Origin of the sequence: Candidatus Kosakonia sp. 282A-S69 (assembly GCF_029433855.1) — a bacterium.
GTDB classification, from domain to species: domain Bacteria; phylum Pseudomonadota; class Gammaproteobacteria; order Enterobacterales; family Enterobacteriaceae; genus Kosakonia; species Kosakonia cowanii_A.
In genome coordinates, this window is sequence record NZ_JAROAU010000001.1 from 408,468 (window position 1) to 429,903 (window position 21,436).

At 58.7% G+C, this 21,436-nt stretch carries 13 protein-coding genes and 1 pseudogene; 10 read left to right on the forward strand and 4 right to left on the reverse strand.

Going from position 1 to position 21,436, the window contains the following annotated elements; genetic code table 11:
- Positions 1 to 178 precede the first annotated feature (178 nt).
- From bcsG to bcsE, 3 genes are read right to left on the reverse strand one after another with little or no spacing between them, the layout of a single operon-like run.
- Positions 179 to 1,858: a cellulose biosynthesis protein BcsG gene (bcsG, locus tag PU683_RS01865; protein WP_277169841.1), complete on the reverse strand. Its 1,680-nt coding sequence runs from the start codon at positions 1,856 to 1,858 to the stop codon at positions 179 to 181.
- Positions 1,848 to 2,048, reverse strand: a complete 201-nt coding sequence (bcsF, locus tag PU683_RS01870) for a cellulose biosynthesis protein BcsF (RefSeq protein ID WP_277169842.1) — start codon at positions 2,046 to 2,048, stop codon at positions 1,848 to 1,850. Before bcsF ends, bcsG begins: the two co-directional genes overlap by 11 nt.
- The gene (gene bcsE / locus PU683_RS01875; protein ID WP_277169843.1) at positions 2,045 to 3,604 is read right to left on the reverse strand and encodes a cellulose biosynthesis c-di-GMP-binding protein BcsE; all 1,560 of its coding nucleotides are present in this window, start codon (positions 3,602 to 3,604) and stop codon (positions 2,045 to 2,047) included. Before bcsE ends, bcsF begins: the two co-directional genes overlap by 4 nt.
- 172 nt (positions 3,605 to 3,776) lie before the next feature.
- Between bcsE and bcsR the strand changes: the two genes are divergently transcribed.
- From bcsR to PU683_RS01920, 9 genes and pseudogenes are all read left to right on the forward strand, one after another.
- A complete protein-coding gene (gene bcsR / locus PU683_RS01880) occupies positions 3,777 to 3,965 on the forward strand; it encodes a cellulose biosynthesis protein BcsR (protein ID WP_277169844.1) in 189 nt (62 codons plus the stop codon).
- Positions 3,966 to 3,976: 11 nt separating this feature from the next.
- The gene (bcsQ, locus tag PU683_RS01885; RefSeq protein ID WP_277169845.1) at positions 3,977 to 4,723 is read left to right on the forward strand and encodes a cellulose biosynthesis protein BcsQ; all 747 of its coding nucleotides are present in this window, start codon (positions 3,977 to 3,979) and stop codon (positions 4,721 to 4,723) included.
- Positions 4,720 to 7,323: a UDP-forming cellulose synthase catalytic subunit gene (gene bcsA, locus PU683_RS01890; protein WP_277169846.1), complete on the forward strand. Its 2,604-nt coding sequence runs from the start codon at positions 4,720 to 4,722 to the stop codon at positions 7,321 to 7,323. The genes bcsQ and bcsA overlap by 4 nt, the downstream gene beginning before the upstream one ends.
- A gap of 25 nt (positions 7,324 to 7,348) precedes the next feature.
- On the forward strand, positions 7,349 to 9,745 hold the full coding sequence (bcsB, locus tag PU683_RS01895) for a cellulose biosynthesis cyclic di-GMP-binding regulatory protein BcsB (RefSeq protein ID WP_277169847.1): 2,397 nt from the start codon (positions 7,349 to 7,351) through the stop codon (positions 9,743 to 9,745).
- 6 nt (positions 9,746 to 9,751) lie between these two features.
- The gene (bcsZ, locus tag PU683_RS01900) at positions 9,752 to 10,858 is read left to right on the forward strand and encodes a cellulose synthase complex periplasmic endoglucanase BcsZ (RefSeq protein ID WP_277169848.1); all 1,107 of its coding nucleotides are present in this window, start codon (positions 9,752 to 9,754) and stop codon (positions 10,856 to 10,858) included.
- On the forward strand, positions 10,840 to 14,328 hold the full coding sequence (gene bcsC / locus PU683_RS01905; RefSeq protein WP_277169849.1) for a cellulose synthase complex outer membrane protein BcsC: 3,489 nt from the start codon (positions 10,840 to 10,842) through the stop codon (positions 14,326 to 14,328). The genes bcsZ and bcsC overlap by 19 nt, the downstream gene beginning before the upstream one ends.
- Before the next feature lie 219 nt (positions 14,329 to 14,547).
- Positions 14,548 to 16,194, forward strand: a pseudogene (locus PU683_RS01910) (EAL domain-containing protein); the annotation flags it as partial.
- Between the two features lie 213 nt (positions 16,195 to 16,407).
- Entirely contained in the window at positions 16,408 to 17,694 is a 1,287-nt protein-coding gene (locus PU683_RS01915; RefSeq protein WP_277169851.1) for a dicarboxylate/amino acid:cation symporter, read from the forward strand.
- A 216-nt stretch (positions 17,695 to 17,910) separates the two neighbouring features.
- On the forward strand, positions 17,911 to 19,401 hold the full coding sequence (locus PU683_RS01920) for a M16 family metallopeptidase (protein ID WP_277169852.1): 1,491 nt from the start codon (positions 17,911 to 17,913) through the stop codon (positions 19,399 to 19,401).
- Between the two features lie 37 nt (positions 19,402 to 19,438).
- On the opposite strand, the gene kdgK is transcribed toward PU683_RS01920, so the two are convergent.
- Complete coding sequence (kdgK, locus tag PU683_RS01925) at positions 19,439 to 20,368, reverse strand: 2-dehydro-3-deoxygluconokinase (protein WP_277169853.1); 930 nt, start codon at positions 20,366 to 20,368, stop codon at positions 19,439 to 19,441.
- A 231-nt stretch (positions 20,369 to 20,599) separates the two neighbouring features.
- On the opposite strand from kdgK, the gene pdeH reads away from it, so the two are divergent.
- Positions 20,600 to 21,370, forward strand: coding sequence for a cyclic-guanylate-specific phosphodiesterase (gene pdeH, locus PU683_RS01930; protein ID WP_277169854.1), 771 nt, complete (start codon positions 20,600 to 20,602; stop codon positions 21,368 to 21,370).
- The last annotated feature ends 66 nt before the right edge of the window (positions 21,371 to 21,436 follow it).

Below are 21,436 nucleotides of genomic sequence, written 5' to 3' on the forward strand. Positions count from 1 at the left end.
TTACCCGGCCTACGTTAATGTGCGGTATGAATTTGCGGTGCGTGATGCCGGGTGGCGGCTACGCCTTACCCGGCCTACGCAAAGTGCGATGTGGATGACTGGAACCTTACCGGGGCTGCGAATACCACCGGAGCGGTTTTCGTAGGCCTGATAAGCGCAGCGCCATCAGGCAAGGGTTTTACTGCGGATAGGGCACCCAGTCGCCGCCGTTAAGCCGCACGTACGGTTTGTTCTGGTACTGGATCACCACCGCGTTGGCGTTCTCCGATACCGGTGCGGTTTGTGGCAGGTTACCGATCAACTTATCCCAGTCGACGCTATCCTGGGTGAAGATTTTGCCATCCAGCACACGGGTGACTATCTCCGAGACCGCGAGGAAGCTGCTCGGCTGGTTAATCACCAGCGGCGCACCCTGATGGGGCGCTTTCATGCCGAAAAACTTAATCGCTGTCGGCACGTTGGTGATGGATGGGCTTGGAATATCACGCAAGCCGGAAACCTGCATCTTATCCCCCTGCAATGCTGCCCCGTGCTCCGGCACCAGCACCACCATCACTTTACGCCCGGACTTATCGAGCTGCGTGAAGAAGGCATCCAGCTCATCAAACAGCTTCTGCGCGCGCAGTTTGTAATCCGCCGTTTTGCGATCGCCGGGATAGTGGTTGCCATCGTGTAGCGGCAGCAGGTTGTAGTACGTCGCGGTCGGTTTGCCCTGTTTGGTGATATCTGACTCCATCCAGCGGTTAAGCACCGCGGTATCGTCAAAAATCGGCGAGCCGTCAAAGGAGAGCAGCGTCGGCGGCAACCCCGCCTGGTTCATCAGCGGTGCCTGCATGCCGCCATTGTCGCGCACCTCTTTCAGGAAGCCGCCGAACTCGCCGTTATGATCCATCATCAGCTGCTGGGTAAAACCGAGTTTCGACAGGTTATCAAACAGGTAGCACTGGTTATTCGCCTGTTGATAGAGGTTCTTATGCGATGGCTGACCGCAGCTGGCGCGCAGCAGACGGATCGCCGCCGGGCCGCTGTAGGCGGTCGCCGAGTTGAAGTTTTTAAACTCAATATCGAAGTGCGACCAGAGCGGGTGCGACGCCAGGCCGGCGGCTTCAATATCGGCCCAGGAAAGGGAGCAGATATTAATAAACAGCAGATCGAACGGCTGCGCATCCGCAGGCAGCTGCGTCGGGAAGGTGCTCTGGCGCTTCTCTTCCGCCGCGTAGAAGCTGGCGAGCCACGCGTTGAGATTTTCCGAGGTTGGCGGGGCCGTTTGCGCCGGAATATCGCCGACCACTGGCGTATTGCCCGAGGCGGCAACCGTGGCTGCCTGCGAACCGCCGGTGGTAGTGACAGTGGTGGTCGGCTGGCCGCCGGGCCACAAATTAAAGGCCGGGCCGGTTAAGGTCAGCACGTTCAGCCAGATCATGATCGCCACCACAAACACCGTGACGCGTATCCACTGCGACAGGAAGAGCCACGCCACCAGCAGCACAAACACCGCGCCAATCATCTGCCAGTTGATAAAGCGCGTCACCAGATCGAGCAGGTAATCGGCGCTAAAGCCCGCCACCTGCGAGCCCTGGCTCATCATACTTTCAAGGCCGGGTAACCAGGTGTCGTGCCAGAAGAGACCGAAGCCGAGCGGGATTGCCACCCAGTGGCGCAGACGGTGCAGGCTCAGGCGTGGCAGCGGCATCAGCAGAAACGCCATAAACACCAGGTTCAGCATCGGATGGAAGTTGAGGTAGCCTGCCCACAGCAGCCCAAACTTCACCAGGAAGTAGAAGTTCCAGCCGGCAAGGCCGCGCCAGTATTGCCACAGCGGCGAGGGCGCAGAAGAGGGGATCGTATTATTTGTCATGTTTACGGTCTGCCTTGGCGTGCGAATCCCTGCGTAAAACGCCAATCGGTTTTACATAGCGGGGTTTAGTAAAAGTTAAACGGAGCGCGGTACGCAGCGGGCGCTGCCAGTGGCGCGCAAGGTACCCCAGCGGAAAGAAGATCAGCGCGCAGAGCACGATAAGCTGAATAATATCGCTGACTGACATCATGAGGAGGGCTCCGTCACATCGCTTAATAACCGGTGCGGTTGCGGAATACGACGCCAACTGGTGCCATCGTGTTCGGCATTAATCAACTTCTTCTCCTGGCGGGTGGCGGGCAGCGGTTTTGAGGCGCGCTCCGGCGGCAGGGCGCGCATCTGCACCACTTCGGCGGCGATCTGGTTATCTTCGAACCACACCATGCGGTTAGAGAAGATATCGCCCGTCGGCAGCGGGAAGATGTGGTTTAGCGCGGTATCGAGATCGTTAACCCGGCAGAAGGATAAGAAGAGCACCAGCCGGTTGTCGCTCATGCTGACAATATCGCCGACACGGTTTGGCCGACAGAGGGTGAGCGCCTGCTCAACGCGAATGCCCGGCACCGGGCGCAGCGCCACCAGCACCCCTTTACCATCCGGCGGCAGTAGCGTGTTGTTGACCATATTGCTCACCGCATCGCAAAACACCTCCCACGGCTGGAAGCCGCGCAGCTTCAGCGGCTGCGTCATCGACAGCAGAGTGGAGATATCTTCCGGCACCAGCCGTGTAAACTGCTGCCCCTGTACGCTCTCAATCAGCGTTAAGCAGCGCGACAGCGGCGCATTCCACGGGATCACCATATTGGCACCGCAGCCGAGCAGCAGGCGCTCATCGGTGGCGCGCAGGCTGGCGATGGTTTCACGAACAATAATTTTGAGATTGTTACCACGCTGGCGGCGCAGGGTGTGGATCTGGCGCGCCAGACCGTCGATTTGGCTATTTTGCGCGAGGACAAAAATCAGCGTCGCCGCCTGGCTGGCGCGCGCCTCTTCAAACAGCGCCTCGTTGGTGGCAAACAGGGCCCAGTGTTCGGAGAGCGGCGGCGCCCCCTCCAGCACGGCGACATTACTTAAAATACGTTTTTCATCGCTGCGCGGCTGCACGGAGGCCTCTTCCTGTCTGGCTAATTGCCACTGCCCTTCAACGTCGGTGAGCAGCAACTGCTGCCGGGCGCTGATGCCTTTTTCGTTGCACCACCACGCGACATCATAGAGCGGAATGCCATTTTGATAGCGCAGGCTCGCCAGACCAAAAAGCGAGCGATATTCACTCATCAGAATCGAGGATTGCTTATCATTGTTGCTGCTGGGGTTAATTACCACGAGGGTGCAGTTATTATATTTCGCCCATGCTTGAGTTTTTTCTAACCATTTGCGTAATTTAGGTGCGGGAATATTCTGCCATGCATTATTAGCACAGAGCAGGAGCACTAAATATTTGTCCGGGTCAATCGAGCTGAGTAAATCGCGGGTGAAAAAGTATAGACTATTTTCCTGTTTTGGCATGGAGAAGAGCTCGACTTTTTCCGGACCGTGATTTTTATCTAATTTTATGAGGTTTCGCAGGTCGTGACCCATGCCCGCTACCGCAACTTTCGCCGCCTTATCCTGCGCGGAAAGGGTTTGATTGAGCAGGCTCAGGGCGTCCTGCTCGCGGTCGGTATTTAGCCACCAGACCCCGCCCACAGGCATGTGACGCAATTCGTCCCATAATGATTGGATGCCGATAGAAAATATGGGGTTCACGGTGTCCCTCTTGCAGCGAATTTATCTGTAACTCAGTTTACTAGCGAAAGCCGAGAAATAAACCTAACATTGAAATTAAAGAACATCAGATTTAGCATGTAAACGCATTTTCCTGGGCACGATGCCCTGTGGCTTTTTACACCATTTTATATGCAACCGGGATCGGGCCAACATGACGAAAAATGAACCCGTTACGCAATCTGACCCGACTCTGGGTTACACATTCCAGAACGATTTTTTGGTACTTAGCCGGGTATTTTCCCTGCCTGAAATCGACTATGCCGATATTTCCCAGCGCGAACAACTGGCTGCTGCGATTAAGCGCTGGCCGCTGCTGGCCGAATTAGCCCGTCAACAATAAAGGACCCGTGGATGACCATCTTGGGACTACAGGGGATCCGTGGTGGCGTGGGGACGACCTCGATCACTGCGGCTCTGGCCTGGTCACTGCAACTCTTAGGTGAGTCGGTGCTGGTAATTGATGCCTGCCCGGATAACCTTCTGCGCCTCTCATTTAATGTTGAGTATGAGAACCCAACCGGCTGGGCGCGGTCGCTGCTTGACGGTAACGAGTGGCGCGATGCCGGCATGCGCTATACCACCCAGCTCGACCTGCTGCCGTTTGGCCGCCTGGCGGCCAACGAGTGGGAAAACGCCGCGCAGCTTGACGCAGTCGCCGGACAGTTGACCTCCGCGCTGACCGTATTAAAAACGCAGCAGGACTATCAATGGGTGCTGATTGACCTGCCGCACGGCGTATCACCGCTGGCGCGGCACTTTATCGATCTCTGCGACAATCTCTTCACCATTATCAAACCCGACACCAACTGCCATGTGCGCCTGCACCAGCAGCCGCTGCCTACCGGCGCGCATCTGCTAATTAACGATCTGCGCATTGGCAGCCAGTTGCAGGACGATCTCTGGCAGGTGTGGCTGCAAAGCCAGCCGCGCATAATGCCAATGGTCATCCACCGCGACGAGGCGATGGCAGAGTGCCTGGCCGCGAAGCAGCCGCTTGGCGAATACCGCAGCGATGCGCTGGCGGCAGAGGAGATCCTCACCCTGGCAAACTGGTGTCTGCTCCATTTCGCGCCCGCTACGCAAGGGAGTGAGGCATGAGTCGCCTCGCCACCTGGCTGCTTATTCCGCCGGTGAGCGCGCGGCTGAACGCGCGCTATCAGCATTATCGCCAGCATGGCGCGCCGCGCTTTAGCGCCGCGGCCGGCTGTTTCTGGGCGATCCTCGCCTGGATGTTTATCCCGCTGGAGCATCCACGCTGGCAGCAGCTGCGTGCGCAGCAGAGCCACTGGTTTCCGCATATCGATCCCGACCGCCCGCGGCCGCTCGACCCGGCGCGCTACATGATCCAGACCCTGTGGCTGATGGTGACGCTCCCGCTGGGCGAACCGAGATCGCCCCGTCGCCAGCACTTTGCCCGCATCCGCGTGCTGCGCGGGCGCTGGCACCACTTCCTCGAAACGCTGCCGGAGCGGATGTCGCAGCGCACCGGCCATCTCGACAATAAAAAAGAGCTGGGGCATATCCACCCGAAAGTGCGGCGCATTATTCTCGGCACCGTGGTGGCCTTCTCGTTCCTGCTGGCCATTTTGTGTATTACCCAGCCCTTTAACCCGCTATCGCAATTTGTCTTTTTGATTCTGCTGTGGGGCGTGGCGCTGCTGGTGCGGCGTATTCCGGGGCGCTTCTCGGTGCTGATGCTGGTGGTGCTCTCCCTGACGGTCTCCTGTCGCTATATCTGGTGGCGCTACACCTCTACGCTTAACTGGGACGATCCGGTGAGCCTGGTGTGCGGCCTGGTGCTGCTGTTTGCTGAAACCTACGCGTGGATTGTGCTGGTGCTCGGCTACTTCCAGGTGATCTGGCCCCTTAACCGCCAGCCGGTGCCGCTGCCGAAAGATATGTCGCTCTGGCCGTCGGTCGATATTTTTGTCCCGACCTATAACGAAGATCTCAACGTGGTGAAAAACACCATCTACGCCTCGCTGGGTATCGATTGGCCGAAGGAGAAGCTCAAGGTCTGGATTCTGGATGATGGCGGCCGCGAAGAGTTTCGCCAGTTCGCTAAACAGGTTGGCGTGGAGTACATTGCCCGTACCACTCACGAGCATGCGAAAGCGGGCAATATCAACAACGCCCTCAAGTATGCGAAGGGGGAGTTCGTGTCGATTTTCGACTGCGACCACGTGCCAACGCGCTCCTTCCTGCAGATGACGATGGGCTGGTTCCTGAAAGAGAAGAAGCTGGCGATGATGCAGACGCCGCACCACTTCTTCTCGCCGGATCCGTTTGAACGCAACCTCGGGCGTTTTCGCAAAACGCCGAACGAGGGCACGCTCTTTTACGGCCTGGTGCAGGATGGCAACGACATGTGGGATGCCACCTTCTTCTGCGGCTCCTGTGCGGTGATCCGCCGCGGGCCGCTGGATCAGATTGGCGGCATTGCGGTTGAGACGGTTACGGAGGATGCCCACACCTCGCTGCGCCTGCACCGCCTCGGTAATACCTCCGCTTATATGCGTATTCCGCAGGCGGCGGGACTGGCGACGGAGAGCCTCTCGGCGCATATCGGCCAGCGTATCCGCTGGGCGCGCGGCATGGTGCAGATTTTCCGCCTCGATAACCCGCTTATGGGCAAAGGGCTGAAGTTCGCCCAGCGGCTCTGTTACGTCAACGCCATGTTCCACTTCCTGTCAGGCATTCCGCGGCTTATCTTCCTGACCGCGCCGCTGGCGTTTCTACTGCTGCATGCCTACATCATCTATGCCCCGGCGATTATGATCGCGCTCTTCGTGCTGCCGCATATGGTGCACGCCAGCCTGACCAACTCGAAAATCCAGGGCAAGTTCCGCCACTCCTTCTGGAGTGAGATCTACGAAACCGTGCTGGCGTGGTATATCGCACCGCCAACGCTGGTGGCGCTGATTAATCCGCACAAAGGGAAGTTCAACGTGACCGCCAAAGGCGGGCTGGTCGAAGAGGAGTATGTCGACTGGGTGATCTCGCGCCCCTATATCTTTCTGGTGCTGCTCAACCTGCTCGGCGTGGCGGTCGGTATCTGGCGCTACTTCTACGGCCCGGAAAACGAGATCCTCACCGTCTTTGTCAGTATCGCGTGGGTGTTCTATAACATGGTGATCCTCGGCGGCGCGGTAGCGGTATCGGTGGAGAGCAAGCAGGTGCGTCGCGCGCACCGCGTTGAAATGACCATGCCTGCGGCTATCGCCCGCGAAGATGGGCACCTCTTCTCCTGTACCGTACAGGACTTCTCGGACGGTGGGCTTGGTATCAGGATCAATGGTCAGGCGCAGGTGCTGGAGGGGCAGAAGGTGAGCCTGCTGCTCAAACGCGGCCAGCAGGAGTACGCCTTCCCGGCGACCGTGGCACGCGTCAACGGCAATGAAGTGGGCCTGCAACTGCTGCCGCTGACCACCAGGCAGCATATCGATTTTGTGCAGTGTACCTTTGCCCGCGCCGATACGTGGGCGCTGTGGCAGGACAGCTTCCCGGAGGATAAACCTCTGGAGAGCCTGCTGGATATTTTAAAACTGGGTTTCCGCGGCTACCGCCATCTCGCGGAATTTGCTCCTTCATCCGTCAAGGTGATTTTCCGCTCGCTCACCGCGCTGGTGTCCTGGGTGGTGTCCTTTATTCCGCGCCGCCCGGAACGGAGTGTGGCCGTGCAGCAACCGATGACGTGATTGGCTTAACAATGATGAATACGCGATGAAAAGAAAACTATCCTGGATGTGTGCAGTGGCTATGGGGATGAGCACGCTGGCCCCGATGATGACCCACGCAGCGCCGGCGCAACCCGCGCCGAGCGTACCTGCCGTTGCGCCCGCGACTCAACCGGTGGTCACGCCTGCGCCGGGAGAGAGTGAGAGCGTTACGCCAACCATGCCGACGGAGGGCCAGACGACGACAGGCCAGGTGATGCCGGGCGCGCAGGGGGCGAATGCACCGGTAGTAGCGGTCGATGCGCCGTCGCGCGATGTGAAACTCACCTTCGCCGAGATCGCGCCGCCGCCAGGCAGCATGGTCTTGCGCGGTATCAACCCGAATGGCGGGATTGAGTTCGGCACGCGTAGCGATGAAGTGGTGTCGAATGCGGTGCTCAATCTTGAGTACACGCCGTCGCCGTCGCTGTTACCGGTGCAGTCGCAGCTGAAGGTCTACCTGAACGATGAGTTGATGGGCGTGCTGCCGGTAACCAAAGAGCAGCTGGGTAAGAAGACCCGGGCGCAGATGCCGATCAATCCGCTATTTATTACCGACTTTAACCGCGTGCGGCTGGAGTTTGTCGGCCACTACCGCGATGTGTGTGAGAACCCGGCCAGCTCAACGCTGTGGCTCGATATCGGGCGCAGCAGTTCCCTCGATCTGACCTACCAGAAGCTGTCGGTGAAAAACGATCTCTCCCACTTCCCGATTCCGTTCTACGACCCGCGCGATAACCGTCCGCTGACGCTGCCGGTGGTCTTCGCCAGCGCGCCGGATATCACGCAGCAGCAGGCGGCAGCGATTGTCGCTTCGTGGTTCGGTTCACGCACCGGCTGGCGCGGGCAGACCTTCCCGGTCTCCTATAACGCGCTGCCGGAGAGCAACGCCATCATCTTTGCCACCAACGACAAACGCCCTGATTTCCTTAAGGATTTGCCACCGGCGAAGGGGCCGACCATCTCCATGGTCAACCACCCGAGTAATCCGTACATGAAGCTGCTGGTGATCAGCGGGCGTGACGATAAGGATCTGCTGCAGGCGGCGAAAGGCATTGCCCAGGGCAATGTGCTGTTTCGCGGCGAGAGCGTGACGGTGGATGAGGTGAAACCGCTGCTGGCGCGCCAGCCTTACGATGCGCCAAACTGGGTGCGCACCGACCGCGCGGTGACCTTCGGCGAGCTGAAAAGCTACGAAGAGCAGTTGCAGGCGACCGGCCTCCAGCCTTCATCCATTAACCTGTCGCTGAACCTGCCGCCGGATCTCTATCTGCTGCGCAGCACTGGCATCGACATGAACCTTAACTATCGCTATACCGCGCCGCCGACCAAAGATGGCTCGCGGATGGACATCAGCCTCAATAACCAGTACCTGCAATACTTCAACCTGACCGGCAACCAGGAGAGCAACAATCTGCTGCTGCGTCTGCCGGTACTGCAAGGGCTACTTGATAGCAAAACCGATGTTTCGATCCCGGCGCTGAAGCTGGGCGCGGTGAACCAGCTGCGCTTCGATTTCCAGTATATGAACCCGATGCCGGGCGGCACGATTGAAAACTGCGTCACCTTCCAGCAGGTGCCGAACCGTGTGGTGATTGGCGATGACTCAACCATCGACTTCTCGAAGTATTACCACTTCCTTGCGATGCCGGACCTGCGTGCTTTTGCCAATGCGGGCTTCCCGTTTAGCCGCATGGCGGATCTGTCGCAGACCATCGTCGTGACGCCGCCGCAGCCGACGCCGGCACAGGTTGCCACGCTGCTTGACTCGTTAGGCACGGTGGGCGCACAGACCGGTTTCCCGGCCATTAACGTGCAGTTAACCAATGATGGCAACCAGATTAAGGATAAAGACGCCGATATCATGATCATCGGTGCCATTCCGTCAGAGCTGAAAGATGATAAGCATATCGATCTGCTGGTGAATGCTGCGCAGAGCTGGGTAAAAACCCCGCTGCGCCAGACGCCATTCCCGTCGATTGTGCCGGATGCCGCCGATCGCCAAGCCGATGCGCAAACCGGCATCACCTCAGATGGCCCGATGGCGGCGATTATCGGCTTCCAGTCACCCTATCACGATCAGCGCAGCGTGGTAGCGCTGCTTGCCGACAGCCCGCGCGGTTACGAGCTGTTGAACGGGGCGATTAATGACAGCGGCAAACGTGCGGCGATCTACGGCTCGGTCACGGTGATCCGTGAATCGGGCGTGAATGGTCTGCGTGTCGGCGATATTTATTATGTTGGCCACCTGCCGTGGTTCGAGCGCATCTGGTATGCGCTGGCGAACCATCCGGTGCTGCTGGCGGTGCTGGCGGCGCTCTGCGTGGTGTTAATGGCATGGGTGTTGTGGCGTCTGCTGCGTATCATCAGCCGCCGCCGTCTTGACCCTTCGGATCATGAGTAAACGGTAATGAAAAGCGTACGCTGGGTGGTGATGGCGATGCTGGTGCTGGCGGCGGTGAATGTGCGCGCCGCCTGTCACTGGCCGGCCTGGGACCACTTTAAACAGGCCTATATCAGCGAGGGCGGGCGGGTGATCGACCCGAGCGATTCGCGCAAAATCACCACCTCGGAAGGGCAGAGTTACGCGCTCTTCTTCGCGCTGGCCGCTAACGATCGCGCCATGTTCGATAACGTTCTGCGCTGGACCGAAAATAACCTCGCCGCAGGCTCGCTTAACAAACAGCTTCCCGCCTGGCTGTGGGGCAAGAAGGCTGATAATGGCTGGGAGGTGCTCGACACTAACTCCGCTTCTGACGCCGATATCTGGATCGCCTGGTCACTGCTGGAAGCGGGCAGGCTGTGGAAAGAGGATCGCTACAGCCAGCTGGGTAAAGCCCTGCTGACGCGGATTGCGAAAGAGGAAGTGGTCACAGTGCCGGGGCTCGGTTCCATGCTGCTGCCCGGTAAAGTCAGCTTCGCTGAACCGACGACGTGGCGCTTTAACCCAAGCTACCTGCCGCCGCAGCTGGCAAGCTACTTTACCCGCTTCGGCGCGCCGTGGTCGACCCTGCGTGAAACCAACCTGCGGCTGCTGCTGGAGACCGCGCCTAAAGGCTTCTCGCCGGACTGGGTGCGTTATGAGAAGGATAAAGGGTGGCAGTTGCAGGCAGAGAAAACGCTGATCAGCAGCTACGATGCCATCCGCGTCTATCTCTGGGTCGGGATGATGAATGATGCCGATCCGCAGAAGGCGCGCCTGCTCAACAAACTGAAGCCGATGGCGACCGCCACGATAAAAAATGGCGTGGTACCGGAGAAGGTGGATGTCGCCAGCGGGCAGATCCGCGGCGATGGCCCGGTCGGCTTTGCCGCCTCGATGCTCCCCTTCTTGCAGGATCGCGATGCGCAGGCCGTGCAGCGACAGCGCGTCGCCGACCACTATCCCGGCGATGATGCCTACTTCAGCTCGGTGCTGACGCTGTTCGGCCAGGGCTGGGATCAACACCGTTTTCGCTTCACCCCTCGCGGTGAGTTACAACCTGACTGGGGCCCGGAATGCACAAGTTCTCCGTAACGCTTCTTTGTGTTGCTATCGGCCTCTCGCTGGCGCCTGCTGCCGGAGCGGCTGAACCAACCAGCGCGCAGCAGCAGCTGCTGTCACAGGTGCGTCTGGGTGAAAGCGCCCGCCGCGAGGATCTGGTGCGCCAGTCGATCTACCGCCTTGAACTGATCGACCCTGATAACCCTGAGGTGGTGGCGGCGCGCATGCGCTATCTGTTGCGCCAGGGGGACCAGGCCGGTGCGCAAAAGCAGCTCGACCGCTTAAAGCAGCTGGCACCGGACTCCAGCGCCTATAAAGCGTCGGTTACCACCATGGCGCTCTCCTCGGCTGAGGGCCGCCAGGCGCTGCAACAGGCGCGTTTACAGGCTACCACCGGCCACACGCAGGAGGCGATTGCCGCCTATGACGCGCTGTTTAAAGGCAACCCGCCGGAGGGCGATATTGCCGTTGAGTACTGGCTGCTGGTGGCAAAAGTGCCGGCGCGCCACAACGAGGCGGTAAGCCGGCTGCAGGCGCTGAACAGCCGTAACCCTGGAAATGCGCAGCTGCAGGGCGGGCTGGCGCAGATGCTGTTTGCCGACGGTCGCGATGCCGAAGGCTATGCGCTGCTGGAGGAGATGGCGAAATCGAACGCCGGGCGCGACACGGCGGCGGGGCTCTGGTATCAGCAGATCCAGCGTATGCCGGTCAGCGATGCCAGCGTTAAAGCACTGCAACATTTTCTGACCCTCTTCTCCGCCGGCGACACGGTAGATAACGCCCGTTCGCTGCTGGCGGCGCAGCAAAAACAGCTTGCCGATCCGGCGTTTCGCGCCCGCGCGGCCGGCCTTGCGGCAGTGGATGCCGGGCAGGGGGCGAAAGCGATTAGTGAGCTGCAACAGGCGGTTAATGCCAACAACGCCGACAGCGAAGCCGTTGGCGCGCTGGGCCAGGCTTATTCACAAAGCGGCGATCGCGCCCGTGCGGTGGCGCAGTTTGAAAAAGCTATCGCTATGGATCCGAACAGCGGGAGTCGCAGCAAGTGGGACAGCCTGCTGCAAACCAACCGCTACTGGTTGCTGATCCAGCAGGGCGATGAGGCGTTAAAAGCCAACAATCCGGCGCAGGCTGAGCGTTACTACCAGCAGGCAAGGGCGACGGATAACAGCGACAGCTACGCGGTGCTTGGTCTCGGGGACGCGGCGGCGGCGCGCAAAGATAACGCCGCAGCAGAGACCTTCTACCGCCAGGCGCTGCGTATGGACAGCGAGAATACCAATGCCGTACGCGGGCTGGCCAATATTTACCGCGCCGAGTCGCCGGAAAAAGCCGAACGCTTTATCCAGTCGCTCAACGCCAGCCAGCGGCGCAGTATCGATGATATTGAACGCAGCCTGACCAACGATCGTTTAGCGCAGCAGGCCGGGGCGCTGGAGAGCAAAGGTGAGTGGGCGCAGGCCGCCGCCCTGCAACGGCAGCGGCTGGCGCTCGATCCGGGCAGCGTCTGGATCACCTACCGGCTGGCAAGCGATCTGCGTCAGGCCGGGCAGGGGAGCGAAGCGGACAGCCTGATGCGCCAACTGGCGGCGCAGAGAGCGGGTGATGCCGAGCAGGTTTACGCCTACGGCCTCTATCTCTCCGGCACCGAGCGGGCACAGGCAGCGCTAAACCACCTTAACACGCTGCCGAAAGCGCAGTGGAACAGCAATATTCAGGAGCTGGCCGACCGGCTGCAAAGCAATCAGCTGCTGGAGCGGGCGAACCGTCTGCGTGACAGCGGCCATGAAGAGGAGGCCATCGCGCTGTTAACCCAGCAGCCTGCCAGCACGCGTCTCGATTTAACTCTGGCCGACTGGGCGCAGCAGCGCGGCGATGCCACCGAGGCGGAAAAGTATTATCAGCGTGCACTCCAGCGGGAACCGGCTAATGCGGAGGCGCTGCTTGGGCTGGCTGAACTCTATGCCTACAGCGGCAATCCGCTGGCGGCGCGGGCGCAGCTGGCGAAACTGCCTGCGGCCTCAGCGACCGGTGAGCCGCCCTCGATCAATACCCAGCGACGGCTGGCACTGGTAGAGAACCAGCTTGGCGACAGCGCCACTGCACAACGCATTTTCAGCACCATTGTGCCGCAGGCCAACGCGCAGCCGCCGTCGATGGAGAGCGCGCTGGTGCTGCGCGATGCCGCACGGTTTGAGGCGCAGCACGGCGCGCCGCAGCAGGCGCTGGAGCACTATAAAGAGGCGATGGTCGCCGCAGGTATTACGCCGCAGCGCCCTGCCAATAATGATGCTTTTACGCGCCTGACGCGTAACGACGAGCGCGATGACTGGCTGAAGCGCGGCGTGCGCAGCGATGCGGCGGATCTCTATCGCCAGCAGGATCTCAACGTCACGTTGCAGCATGAGTACTCCGGCTCCAGCGGCACCGGCGGCTACTCCGATTTGAAAGGCCACACGACCATGCTGCAGGCGGATACGCCGCTGGCAGACGGACGGCTGTTGCTGCGCGCCGACATGGTGAATATGGATGTCGGCACCTTTAGCCAGAATGCCGATGGCACCTACGATCCGAACTTTGGGACTTGTGGCGATGTGCCGTGTGTTGGCGGTAACCGCCATCAGTCCGATCGCGGCGTCAGCCTCGGCGCGGGCTGGCGTAACGAGCGCTGGGGGATGGATATCGGCACCACACCGATGGGCTTCAACGTTGTCGATGTGGTTGGCGGCGTGAGCTACAGCGGGGATGTCGGGCCGCTCGGTTACACCGTTGATCTGCATCGTCGCGCTATCTCCAGTTCGCTGCTGGCATTTGGCGGGCAGAAAGATCCCAACACTGGCAAAACCTGGGGCGGGGTGCGCGCCAACGGCGCTACGCTGAGCCTCAGTTACGATAAAGGCGAAGCCAACGGCGTCTGGGCAAGCCTCGGTGCAGATACGCTGCAGGGGAAAAACGTTGACGATAACTGGCGCGTACGCTGGATGACGGGCTACTACTACAAGCTGATTAATGAGAATAATCGGCGCGTCACCGTCGGCCTGAACAACATGATCTGGCACTACGATAAAGACCTGAGCAACTACACGCTGGGCCAGGGCGGTTACTACAGCCCGCAGGAGTACCTCTCCTTTGCGGTTCCGGTGCTGTGGCGTCAACGCACGGAGAACTGGTCGTGGGAGCTGGGCGGGTCCGCTTCGTGGTCGCACTCGCGGAACAAAACCATGCCGCGCTATCCGCGCTTAAATCTCATTCCGGCAGATTTCCGCGCACAAGCACGCGATATCCCGGAGAGGGGAAGCCACAGTAATGGCTTTGGTTATACCGCGCGCGCACTGGTCGAGCGGCGGGTGACGAACAACTGGTTTATCGGCGCAGGCATTGATATTCAGCAGGCGAAAGATTACACCCCAAGCCACGGGATGATTTATGTGCGCTACTCTGCCGCGGGCTGGCAGGGCGACATGGATATGCCGCTGCAACCGCTGGTGCCGCAGGCCGACTGGTAAAAATAGACTATTCCTGGCGGAAGAGTGCCGCGTACTGGCTGCATTGCGCGGCGATTAACTGCATAAGATTCAAAGTGTTATTACATCTTTTTGCGCCACTCGTGGGCCAATGAGAATCTGCGTAGTCCCTTATCTTAATCGCATCGCGATAGAGTATACTCTGGCGGCAGAGTCATCCTGACCCATCCTCTGCGCCGATTGTTTCTCTGGAGAGTGATTTTGCGTGTTAGCCGTTCTTTAACCATCAAACAAATGGCCATGGTTGCTGTTGTCTCCATGTTCTTTGTGCTTATTTTTTGCGTTATTTTGCTGTTCCATTTCCTGCAGCAGAATCGCTATAACACGGCTACGCAACTGGAAAGTATTGCCCGCTCTGTGCGCGAACCCCTCTCGGCAGCAATTTTAAAGGCGGATATTCCTGAAGCCGAAGCAATTATCAAACAGATTAAACCCGCAGGCGTGGTAAGCCGAGCCGACGTGATGCTACCCAATCAGTTTCAGGCGCTGCGCATGCGCTTTATTCCCGAGCGCCCGGTGCCGGTGACCATCACCCGCATGTTTGAGCTGCCGATCCAGATCTCACTGCCCATCTATTCACTGGAGCGCCCGGTAAATCCGCAGCCGCTGGCCTACCTCGTGTTGCAGGCAGACTCGTACCGCGTCTATAAGTTTGTGATCAGTACGCTCTCGACGTTAGTGACGGCTTACTTACTGCTGACGTTAATGCTCACCGTAGCGCTGACCTGGTGCATCAACCGGCTGGTGATGCACCCGCTGCGTAAAATCGCCCGCGAGCTGGATGAGGTACCGCCGCAGGCGCTGCCCGGCCACCAGCTGCCGCTGCCGCGCCACCATCATGATGATGAAATTGGCCGCATTGTGCGCAGCTATAACCGCAATCAGCAGCAGCTCCAGCATCAGCAAGAGGAGAGCCATGCCCAAACGGTGCGTTTCCCGGTCTCTGAACTGCCGAATAAAGCCGTCCTGCTGGCGCTGCTTGAGCAGGCCGTAACCGCGGACGTACGCGCTGCGCTGCTGGTTATCTCCAGTGACACCCTGCGCGACACCGCCGGGGTGTTGCACGAAGAGCAGCGTGAAGTGCTGCTGCTGACGCTGGTGGAGAAGCTCAAATCGGTGCTGTCGCCGGGTATGATGCTGGCACAGCTTAATATCAGCGATTTCGCTCTGTTCGCGCCCGCTATCGAGGCGCCCTGGCAGGCGATGAAATTAAGTAAGCAAGTGCTCACTGTTATCAACGAGCGGGTACCGCTGAAGGGGATTCAGTTACGCCCGCACGCTAACCTTGGGGTAGCGATGACAGGCAGCGCGCACTCTGCTCAGGCGCTGTTGCAGCAGGCCGCTTCTGCGCTTACTACCGCCCAGCGTACGGGCAAAAACCAGATCCACTTCTTCGATGCGCAGCAGCGTGAAGCGGCCCAGCGCTGGCTCTTGCAGGAGGCTGAGATCCTTACCGCGCTTGAGCAGCAGCGTTTTGCGCTCTGGCTGCAACCGCTGCGCGCACAGCCGGATGGCGAAGTGGTCAGCGCCCGCGCGCTGCTGCGTTTACGTAAGCCTGATGATAATGAGGTCTCTGACGCGGCGCTGTTCTCGCAAATCGAGGCTTGCGGGCTCACCGGCAAAGTGTGCGACTGGATGCTGGAAGAGGCGTGTCACCTGCTGACTGACTGGCAGGCGCGGGGCATTACGTTACCGCTGGCGGTTGCGCTCCCTGCCGGGGCGCTACTGCAGCAGACGAGTGTGGCCAGCGTCGATGAGCGGCTGCGCCACTACGATCTTCCGCCTCAGAGATTACGCCTCGATATCTGCGAACGTCAGCTCTTTTCCGCTAAGGATGAGGTCGTGTCGCCGGATGCCTTTGAGAAGCGCTATCTGGCTGCGACGGACGTTGATTAAAATAGTTACTTTGTTACGGGATTGTGCGAGTCAGCTCAAAGTTTTTAACATTCTTGTTTCAGAAACGCCGTAAGCACATTTCTGTCATGTTGGACGGGTGTTATTTTTAATCCGCAGGCTAACCGAAAACCCTATAAAGCCTGAGGTTAATCTCAAGGACACCTTATGAAAACCTCCCTGTTTAAAAGTCTCTACTTTCAGGTCCTGACAGCGATCGCTATCGGTATTTTGCTTGGCCATTACTACCCTGAACTCGGCGCACAGATGAAACCTCTTGGTGATGGCTTCGTGAAGCTCATCAAGATGATCATCGCGCCGGTTATCTTCTGTACCGTTGTTACCGGTATTGCCGGTATGGAGAGCATGAAAGCGGTCGGGCGAACCGGCGCAGTGGCACTGCTCTACTTTGAAATCGTCAGTACGCTGGCGCTGATCATCGGCCTGATTATCGTTAACGTCGTGCAGCCCGGCGCGGGGATGAATGTCGATCCTTCCACGCTCGATGCGAAGGCGGTAGCGGTCTATGCCGAACAGGCGCAGTCGCAGGGGATTGTGGCGTTTATTATGGATGTCATCCCGGCGAGCGTGATTGGCGCTTTCGCCAGCGGCAACATCCTGCAAGTGCTGCTCTTCGCCGTGCTGTTTGGCTTTGCCCTGCATCGCCTGGGCCACAAAGGCCAGCTGATTTTTAACGTCATCGAAAGCTTCTCGCAGGTGATTTTCGGCATCATCAATATGATCATGCGCCTGGCACCCATTGGTGCGTTCGGTGCGATGGCCTTTACCATCGGCAAATATGGCGTCGGGTCGCTGGTGCAGCTGGGCCAGCTGATCATCTGTTTCTACGCCACCTGTATCCTGTTTGTGGTGATTGTGCTCGGCAGTATCGCGCGCATTACCGGGTTCAACATCTTCAAATTCATTCGCTATATCCGCGAAGAGCTGCTGATTGTGCTGGGTACCTCCTCCTCAGAGTCGGCGCTGCCGCGCATGCTGGAGAAGATGGAGCGCCTGGGCTGCCGCAAATCGGTGGTTGGGCTGGTGATCCCGACAGGCTACTCCTTTAACCTGGACGGCACATCGATTTACCTGACGATGGCGGCGGTATTTATCGCTCAGGCGACCAACAGCCACATGGATATTTTCCATCAGATCACCCTGCTGGTGGTGCTGCTGCTCTCCTCCAAAGGGGCGGCCGGGGTTACGGGTAGCGGCTTTATCGTGCTGGCGGCGACGCTCTCTGCGGTCGGCCATCTGCCAGTTGCGGGCTTGGCGCTGATCCTCGGCATTGACCGCTTTATGTCCGAAGCGCGTGCGCTGACCAACCTGGTCGGTAACGGCGTGGCGACGATTGTGGTGGCGAAATGGGTTAAAGAGCTGGATGAAAAACAGCTTAACGATACGCTTAATAATCGAACCAGCGCCGCAAAAACGTCAGAAATCTCTTCGTAATTTCAAGACTTACGCCCGTAGTCCTTGTCTGGCTACGGGCAGCTAAGCATAATTACCCCCTTGCTTCCGTCACAATTCACGCTGAATTTTCGGGATTCTTCACTTCGCGCTGTGACGTTTTGCGTTTCCTGCGGTCTAAAAGCGGAGTGTTTTATGTCTGTCCATTGACCTATGGGCGGCATACTTTTTAACCAGGAATGTTGATTAGGGGTTCTCATGCAGGGCACAAAAATTCGATTGTTAACAGGCGGGTTGCTGATGTTGGCAGCGGCCGGTTATGTGCAGGCAGAGGCGCTCCAGCCCGATCCGGCATGGCAACAAGGCAAGCTGGCGAATGGTTTCCAGTGGCAGGTTCTCTCCACACCGCAGCGCCCAAGCGATCGTATTGAAATTCGTCTCTCAATTGATACCGGCTCGCTCACCGAAAATGCGCAGCAGAGCGGTTTCAGCCACGTTATTCCCCGCGTTGCCTTAACCCACAGCGGCCGCCTCGAACCGGCGCAGGTGCGATCTCTCTGGCAACAGGGCATTGACCCGAAACGCCCGCTGCCGCCGACGCTGGTCTCCTACGAATACACGCTCTATAACCTCAGTCTGCCGAATAACCGCAGCGATCTGCTGAAAGAGGCGATGGTTTATCTGGCCGATGCCGCCGGGAAACTTACCATTACCCCTGAGACGCTCAATTACGCGCTGAGCAGTAATGATATGGTCGCGACCTGGCCTGCCGACACCAAAGAGAGCTGGTGGCGCTACCGGCTGAAAGGGTCGCCGCTGTTGAGCCACGACCCGGCGGCAGAGGTGAAAGCGCCGGTCGATGCCGCGCAGCTAAAAGATTTCTATGAAAAATGGTACACGCCGGATGCGATGACGCTGATTGTGGTTGGCAACGTCGACAGCCGCGCAGTTGCCGAGCAGATCACCAAAACCTTTGGCGAGCTGAAAGGCAAACGCCATACGCCGACTCCGGTCGCGACGCTTTCGCCGCTGCCGCATCAGCCGGTAAGCCTGATGAGCGAGGCGGTCACCCAGGATCGCCTGTCGATCATGTGGGAGTCGGCCTGGCAGCCGATCCGTGAATCGGCGGAGCTGGAGCGCTACTGGCGGGCAGATTTAGCCCGTGAAGCGCTGTTCTGGCACGTTCAGCAGAGCCTCAACAAGAACAACGCCAAAGATTTGAGCCTCGGCTTCGACTGCCGCGTGCTGTTCCAGCGTGCGCAGTGCGCCATTAACGTCGATTCGCCCAACGACAAGCTGAACGCCAACACCGGCGTGATTGCGCGCGAGCTGGCGAAAGTGCGCGAAAAAGGGCTGCCGGAAGAGGAGCTGAAAGCGCTGATTGCGCAGAAGTCTCTCGAACTGCAGAAGCTGTTCGCCACCTATGCCCGCGCCGATACCGATATTCTCATTAGCCAGCGCATGCGCTCCCTGCAAAACCAGGTAGTGGATATCGCGCCGGAGCAGTATCAGAAACTGCGCCAGCGCTTTCTCGACAACCTGACGCCGCAGATGCTGAACCAGGATCTGCATCAGCAGCTGTCACAAGATATGACGCTGGTGCTGATGCAGCCGAAAGGCGAGCCGGAGCATAATATGCAGGAGCTGCAAGCGACGTGGGAAGAGGTGATGAAACCGCAGACCGCCGCGCCCGCCGCCGCCAGCGACGATGTGCGCCCGGATGTGTCGGATATCCCGCCGCAGCAGTAAGTAAAAAGCCCTCGTTATTTAGCGAGGGCTTTAGCTGTTACGCCGGCATCGCGTCGCGCGGAATAATTGCGCCGCGATACTGAATAACGGTGCTGGCGGTGAGATGGCCGCGTTTCGCTGCTTTTGCAGCGTCGCCGCCGGTCAGCCGTACGGCAAGGTAGCCGGCGCTGAAGGAGTCGCCCGCAGCTGTTGTATCGATCACTTTCTCTTTCGGCAGCTTCACCGCCGGAACCTCAATCACCGTTTCGCCGGTGATCGCCACCAGGCAGGAGTCCGCGCCGCGCTTGATCACCACTTCACTGACGCCCGCTTGCTGGGTGCGCTCAATCACCGTTTCCACCGGCTGTTCGCCCCAGAGCAGATCTTCATCATCCAGCGTCAGGAAGGCGATATCGGTGCAGGCGAGCATCTGCTGATAGACCTCGCGGGTCTCCTCTTTGCTCGCCCACAGGCGCGGGCGGTAGTTATTATCAAAAATCACTTTGCCGCCGTTGGCGCGGCACGCTTTCAGCAGCGACAGCAGCTTCGCCCGGCTGCCGGGGCTTAAAATCGCCAGGCTAATGCCGCTCAGGTAGAGGTAATCAAAGGTCGCCAGCTGTTCGCAAATCGCGGCCGACTGCTCGCTCTCCAGCCAGAATTTCGCCGCCGCTTCGTTACGCCAGTAGTAGAAGGTGCGCTCGCCGCTGCTGTCGGTTTCGATGTAGTAGAGACCCGGCAGCCGGTTCTCCATCCGCTGCGTCAGGCTGGTATCAACCGCTTCCTGCTGCCAGGCGTCGAGCATCTGCTGGCTGAAGTTGTCGGTACCAAGCGCGGTAACGTAATGCACTGCCAGCGCCGAGGGATTGACCTGACGGGCGATATAAACAGAGGTGTTCAGCGTGTCGCCACCAAAGCCACGGTTAACTTCTGCGCCTTTTTGTGACAGCTCAATCATGCATTCGCCGATGACGGCAATTTTCCTGGACATAGTCGTAACCTGAATCAGATAAATTATCGCTAGTGTGCGATGGGGCTGTTTTGTGGTCAACTATATTAAAACAACGTTCCACTATTTTTTTGAGCTAACACCAACTCCCTGCAGTTAGCACGCTACGCTTTTTCCTTTTTGCATGGCGACGCGACGTAAAGTTATCTGAACAAGCGCCGATAACCTGTTGACGAGTTCTTCCAGGTCATCCCCATCGACAGGACAGCAGAAATGACGTTACAGCAGGTCAACACGCCGCCAGACATTCCTTTTACGAATGTCGAAAGCTTGCATGAGCACCGTTACTGGCTGCAGTGCGAGCGCGCGTACACTTATCAGCCCATCTATAAAACCGATGGTCGTCTGATGGCGATTGAAGTACTGACCGTCGTAACTCACCCCTCGCAGCCGGAAAAACGCATCGCGCCCGATCGCTACTTCTCAGAAGTGTCGGTGCGCCAGCGTATTGATGTGGTGCATGAACAGCTTGCCCTGCTGGCGAAGCAGAAGGCCTTCTTTGCGCAGCATGGCGTGCTGGCATCGGTGAATGTCGATGGCCCCACGCTGCTGGCGATGCGGCAATATGGCGAAATTATGGCGCTGGTGGATTCGCTACCGTGGATCCGCTTCGAACTGGTGGAGCATATCCGCTTACCCCAAGACTCGTCATTTGCTTCCATCTGCGAGATTGGCCCGCTGTGGCTGGATGATTTTGGTACCGGCATGGCCAACTTCTCCGCGCTGAGTGAAGTGCGTTACGACTACATCAAAATCGCGCGGGAACTCTTCATGATGCTGCGCAAAACGCCGGAAGGGCAGAATCTCTTCACCCTGCTGCTGCAACTGATGAACCACTACTGTCAGGGCGTGATTGTCGAAGGCGTCGAAACGCTGGAGGAGTGGCGCGATGTGCAAAACTCGCCCGCCTTTGCCGCCCAGGGCTATTTCCTCTCGCGCCCGGTTCCTTTAGCCAATCTTGAGAACGTGATACTCGATCTTTAACCGCTGCCCTTTCCGCCTGGTCTACTATCTTTATGAGAGGTAAGGCTTTAAAGGAAAAGGCATAAC